We start from the raw sequence: 1,516 nt of genomic DNA, 5'->3' as shown, positions 1-1,516 counted from the left end.
GCAGCCAGGTGTCATGGGACTGGCCTCTGTACGAGAAAATCGCGCAGGCATTTAAGCAGGCTGCCGCAGAGCTGGGAGTTGCCATCGAATGGGGCGGGGACTGGAAAACGCTGAAAGACGGGCCTCACTTTCAGTTGAAACGCTGATAACCAGGTGTGTTATGAGCAGAAAACACTGGACACACAGAATGCCGCGAACGGCGGCGAAATGGGCACTGGTAGCGATACTGGTGCCTTTTTTATTGGTGGGATGCGTCAGCCTGGAGAGGGCGTATCAGCTTTTCGATGCAGCCTCTCAGGTCTGTGAAATTGTCGACGGTGTCCGGCAGTGTATACAGATCTGAACGCCTGTAAGAGCAGAATATTTGTTGAATCTAAATTTACTTTGAACAGTGGCCCGGATGGAAAGGGCATCTAAATAGGAGCAGAAAAATGTTAACTGTAAAAGTCATGTCTCAAAATGGTGGGGAAGAGCTCCATTGCGGGCGTAGCATTGGCTATCATCCAGAGCAGCGGAGTATTGCCGTATCGGGAAAGGATGGGAAAGTCATTCTGAAAGATGGAGATATTGCTTATGTAATGAACCAAAACGCTCAAATAATATCTGTTTATCGGCCCAATAATAGTCAGAAAAACATTTGAATTTCGCAAGGCCAAAGTTCAGTGGTGATCGTTATCAACTAATTGAAATAACAAGCTTATGTTTGTGTAATTGGTGATATAGCATGTTAATGCTGAATATCAGCGTCAACATGGAGTTATACAATGGTTTTTAAACACTATTACGTGAACAAAAATGCTCAGAGCAATGGCGATCATGAGGTGCATGCTGAGGAATGTTCATATCTTCCTGCTGTAGCTAACCGCGATTACCTTGGTTACTATAGTGATTGTTCTTCGGCGGTAACAGAGGCAAAGGCCAAAGGATATTCCCGGGTGAATGGTTGCTATTGGTGTGCCAATAAGTGCCACACGTCTTAATCAATTGTCAATAAACCATAAAGGCCGCTCTGCGGCCTTTTTCATGTTAAAAAAGATTGCGGCATTACAGCAGCCCTTCACACTGAGGGGCTGCGGTAATGTGAGAAATAAAAAACCGGCAGGGGAAATCCATTGAAGATTTGCCGGTGGCAATAAAGATGGCCATGCTTTCAACCTTAGTCGCAGAGTTACGGAGTGCAACTACGAATGCTGCCGGTATATGGCTGAATGGCGTTTCAATGATGTACGTCATCTTATCTGTAAATGTTAATGATAAATGCTCTCATTTGTGTGGGTCCTTCCGGTGGGGAGGCCTTCCACGGGGCGGCAGGCGCGCGGGTTTTCGCTATTTATGAAAATTTTCCGGTTTAAGGCGTTTCCGTTCTTCTTCGCCGTAACTTAATGTTTTTATTTAAAACACCCCCTGAAAAGAAAGGAAACGACAGGTGCTGAAAACGGGCTTTTTGGCCTCTGTCGTTTCCTTTCTCTGTTTTTGTCCGTGGAATGAACAATGGAAGTCAACAAAAAGCAGCTGG

General features: G+C 45.5%; 3 protein-coding genes. All 3 read left to right on the top strand.

Annotated features, from left to right (window positions below):
- Positions 1-146: M15 family metallopeptidase (locus FQZ95_RS07890; protein WP_160530060.1), on the top strand; the 146-nt coding region annotated here is incomplete at its 5' end.
- A 14-nt stretch (positions 147-160) separates the two neighbouring features.
- The gene (locus tag FQZ95_RS26090; protein WP_103533020.1) at positions 161-343 is read left to right on the top strand and encodes a hypothetical protein; all 183 of its coding nucleotides are present in this window, start codon (positions 161-163) and stop codon (positions 341-343) included.
- A gap of 88 nt (positions 344-431) precedes the next feature.
- Positions 432-641 carry a hypothetical protein gene (locus FQZ95_RS07885; RefSeq protein WP_000958717.1) on the top strand — a complete coding sequence of 70 codons (210 nt, stop codon included), beginning with the start codon at positions 432-434 and terminating at the stop codon, positions 639-641.
- Positions 642-1,516: the final 875 nt, after the last annotated feature.

It is taken from the genome of Escherichia sp. HH41S (assembly GCF_009820115.1).
GTDB lineage: Bacteria > Pseudomonadota > Gammaproteobacteria > Enterobacterales > Enterobacteriaceae > Escherichia > Escherichia coli_F.
Note: the sequence above shows the minus strand (reverse complement) of the source record. Positions and strands in the feature narration are given on the sequence as shown.

Bases quoted from the DNA above. Each gene is read 5' to 3' on its own strand.
- FQZ95_RS26090 (WP_103533020.1), top strand. From the start codon at position 161: ATGAGCAGAAAACACTGGACACACAGAATGCCGCGAACGGCGGCGAAA.
- FQZ95_RS07885 (WP_000958717.1), top strand. From the start codon at position 432: ATGTTAACTGTAAAAGTCATGTCTCAAAATGGTGGGGAAGAGCTCCAT.